The sequence below is a fragment of the Pontibacter sp. HJ8 genome (genome assembly GCF_054824225.1).
Genome location: NZ_JSYF01000269.1, coordinates 1 through 3,650 on the forward strand (window position 1 = coordinate 1; position 3,650 = coordinate 3,650).

Annotated in this window: 4 protein-coding genes; 2 read left to right on the forward strand and 2 right to left on the reverse strand. The window is 42.9% G+C overall.

All coding sequences use genetic code 11. The features are described from left to right. Together OB13_RS12500 and OB13_RS12505 are read left to right on the forward strand one after the other, a co-directional pair. On the forward strand, nt 1–699 hold a 699-nt coding region (locus OB13_RS12500; RefSeq protein WP_461490503.1), incomplete at its 5' end, for an alkaline phosphatase family protein. 778 nt (nt 700–1,477) lie between these two features. Next, nucleotides 1,478–1,639: a hypothetical protein gene (locus OB13_RS12505; protein ID WP_461490504.1), complete on the forward strand. Its 162-nt coding sequence runs from the start codon at nt 1,478–1,480 to the stop codon at nt 1,637–1,639. 85 nt (nt 1,640–1,724) lie between these two features. Here the strand turns inward: OB13_RS12505 and OB13_RS12510 are convergent, their stop codons facing one another. Together OB13_RS12510 and OB13_RS12515 are read right to left on the reverse strand one after the other, a co-directional pair. After that, a complete protein-coding gene (locus OB13_RS12510) occupies nt 1,725–2,603 on the reverse strand; it encodes an extracellular catalytic domain type 1 short-chain-length polyhydroxyalkanoate depolymerase (RefSeq protein ID WP_461490505.1) in 879 nt (292 codons plus the stop codon). A gap of 149 nt (nt 2,604–2,752) precedes the next feature. Next, nucleotides 2,753–3,445: a helix-turn-helix domain-containing protein gene (locus OB13_RS12515; RefSeq protein ID WP_461490506.1), complete on the reverse strand. Its 693-nt coding sequence runs from the start codon at nt 3,443–3,445 to the stop codon at nt 2,753–2,755. Nucleotides 3,446–3,650: the final 205 nt, after the last annotated feature.

Below are 3,650 nucleotides of genomic sequence, written 5' to 3' on the forward strand. Positions count from 1 at the left end.
AAGACTAACATGAAGCCGTTCGACAATAGCCTGGAGAATTTAGGGAAGCCCAACTCCTTTATTTCATTGGAAGGGGCGTGGGCAGAGGTGACCGCTACGCCTTATTCTTATTTCAAAACTACCACAGGCGAGGGAGGTATCCGGGTGCCCTTTATTATCTCCGGACCAGGCGTTACCTTAAAAGGAATAGATGCCAGCAACAAAATTTTAGGCACCGACATCATGCCTACGCTGCTCGAAATCACCGGGACCAAGCGGCCGGATACGTACAGAAACAACAAGCTCGCCGCCATGACCGGAACTCCTTTTAATGAAATGTTGAGCAATAAACGAGCTACTGTGCGGGATGAAAACGCCGGCTTTGGGATTGAAAGCCTGGAAAATAAAGCCTACCTCAAAGGCGACTGGAAAATCCGGTTCCTGATGCCACCTTTCGGAGAGGGAAGGAACTGGCAACTGTTTAATGTGAAGGAGGATCCCCGGGAGCAACGTGACCTTGCCGCTCAAAAACCGGAAAAGCTCCACGAAATGCTAAGCGGCTGGATTGGATATACGCAGGCAGTAGGCTATATACCATTTCATGGAGGAAGAGCCTATAGTGTGCTGGGACCAGAGAATTTTTTCAAATCTAAGCTAGATTCTACGAATAGGGCCCTCATAGGAAAAGCTACTCTAGAGTTGCAACGTGGTGGAGAGTAGGATTCAAGATGCCATGAATGTTACAGCCCCTTTTTCTAATTCGCTTTACCTGGTTAAGAAATACAGGTGCTCAATCACAATCGGACACTCAATGTACAGCATCACGTTTTTGCTTTCAGGAGCACGCTTAAACCGGTTATACTTGACTAATTTGGGACAAGGTGCTGCTGCCACAGGGCTAAAATCAAAAGCTTTATTTTAAAGAAATGGAACATCAAGCATGCTGACCTCTGCATCAACAGCTTCTCTATTTTTATGCAGTGCGCAGTACGAGAAAGCTTTTGTAGTGGCCGAATAACCATATTTAACCGATTGATTATTGCTGGTAGTCCGAAGTGCATAAAAAAGCCCCTAAATATGAATTGAGAGGCTTTCAGGTAGAACCAAAGGTGTGAAATATTGCACTCTTTAGAGCAAGAGGTATAGCCTATGGTTGATTTCTTGAAAATTTAAAAGGAATCATTTTCAACTCCTCCAAGCCGCAAGTTTGAGTGGTGCGGAGAATTTGTAGTAAAGAATAAGGTAAGTTTTTAACTTGCTTTATGATAACTTTTTAAAATAACAGAAACTTAGGGGAAAATGGGCATTTTATCAAGTCAGGTGTTTCTCATCTTGCAATTACCATTGGTTAACCAATCCTGATTGATAAAATTCCATTCATCCAATTCCCCTAATTCAGAAAATAATTTAATTTCGTTTAAGCGTATAAACAAGATCATTATGGAAATCAGGGCATAAAATGGTCCTGAAAATTAGTTACAAAAAATTGAATTAGACAATGAGTACCAGATCAAGCGACCAACAAAAGAAGCAGCGTCAAAAAGAATTCAAGGAGAGGAAAGAACACCAGAATTCCCTTAAAGTTGCGGCAAAAAAAGCTAAACGCGGTTCATTTGGAAATGATGATGAAATTGGAAGGATGCCCAAAACCAAAGACTAAGCTTGTCTCTTGCTTTTTCAGAACATTATGAGGTTTCTGGCTTTGATGTTGAATTTACTCAATCAAGCCATGGCACATTACCTTCTCATTGCTTTCTGTTTTTGTTGAAGAAACGCCACATGACTTCGTTGATGTCTATATCCCTTGTTGTATTCCCCAAAGGGTAGCCAATATTATAGGAAACACCGCCTGGCCAGGTATGGCCACCGTTTTCGACCGTGATGAGCGAAACCGTCACGCTTTTATCGGATACTTCCTGTATCATAACTGAGGTGTTATCCTTCTTATCTGAATTGAAAACCTGCTTGTTTTCTTTCTGGCCTGCTAATCCGTTACGCGTCACCCAGTAACTATAGGTAGCTGAAGCCGACGCATACGCATTGGTTTTGCCATCATATTTTACAACCTCGTCGGCTGTGCCGTGCACCTGCATCACGCTAACTTTTTTATCACTTTGATGAAAGTGTTTTACCGAATCCGGTAAGGGACCGCCAATAGAAGCAATGGCTGCAAAATCATCCGACATTTCAGCGGCCAGGCGATGACAGAAGAAACCACCCCGTGATAGTCCTGTCGCAAAAACGGCTTTGTCATCTATTCGGTATTCTTGTTTGAGGCTGTCCAGAATGGCTTTGACAAAGCCAATATCGTTGGCGCCCTTTTGATAAGACATCTCAAAGCCTACGTTCCAATCCTGCTTTATGCCGGATGGGTACACCACAATAAAATTGTGTTTATCGGCGGCCTCATTCATTCTGGTATAAAGCATTTGTTCGGCCACGGTCATGCCCCCACCATGAAAGTTAAATACCAGGGGAAAGGATTGATTTGTGTTGGATTGATAAGAAGCAGGAAGGTATAACAAATACTTTCTCTTAACCCCTTCAAACTGGAAAGATGTTACCTGGGCGGAAACGGTGATGACAGTAGTGAGTAATACTGCCGTGATGAATAGTTTTAGCATGATCATTTGGTTTAGTTTTGACACAAAGGAAGCCTTAGCTGGTGTCGGATTCTTCCAAAATGATCATTTGCCTATAGTAAATAACGATTTAATAGCCTGTTTTAGGAGCAGGCTGTGGAGGGGAAGGTAGTCATAGGATAAGAAAGGAATCAGCCAGCAGACCGTAGTAATATCTTCAGTTGTGCCATCTCCTTACGATAAGCCGAGGGAGTTTTCTGCAGTTGTTTTTTAAAGGCAGTATTAAAACTGGTCAGGCTGTTAAACCCGACCTCGTAAGCTATAGCTGCGATCGTAAGTTCGTGTGATCTTCTGTCTTCCAATAAGGCCTGCGCATACCTGATACGGAAGTGATTAACAAAGCCGTTAAAATTCGACCCCGACCTGCTATTGATCGCCATCGATATTTTTTGCGGACTTACTTTCAACGCTTTGCTGAAGGTGCTTAGGGTCAGATCCGGGTTTTTGTACAGCTGCTCATCTGTCAAGAGTTTCTGTACGTCCTCGAAAATCAGGTCAGTTTCTGTTTCAGATAGCGGAGTAGTTTTATACTTTACTGCATCCAGTGCATTGATATACCCTTTTTTGATGGCAATAAGACTGACCCCATAGGCGATAAAAGAATAAAGTATAGGACCAAAGATGTAAGGAACGTTGTCCTCCAGCAAGTTCAGCACATACACCACCCATAGCGCTGCCAAGGCATAAGCGAGGAGACGCAGCCACTTTACAGCAGCATCAACTCCCTCCGAAGGTGCTGCTTTGTGCTTCTGTATCTGCCGGTAGCTATAGAATAGATAAACCAGGTAGTGGCCGTAATAGAGGCAGAAAAGTATAACAAACACGCTTACTGGTGTAGTTTTTACATTCTCCTGATTAATCCAAAAACTAAAAGTTAATCCAGTAAGGAAAGGGATAAAATGGACTAGTAAAGCCGTGGTGAATCGGATTGACTTTTCCAGAACCGATTTGGTGTAGAAGAAAAAGAGGGGACCAATTAACAGGAGTGTGGCAAGACCCGCAAAAATTAATTGCAGGTAAACACCATCC

Excerpts from the sequence above, each read along its gene's own strand:
- OB13_RS12505 (WP_461490504.1), top strand. The coding sequence starts at position 1,478 with ATGAGTACCAGATCAAGCGACCAACAAAAGAAGCAGCGTCAAAAAGAA.
- OB13_RS12510 (WP_461490505.1), bottom strand. The coding sequence starts at position 2,603 with ATGCTAAAACTATTCATCACGGCAGTATTACTCACTACTGTCATCACC.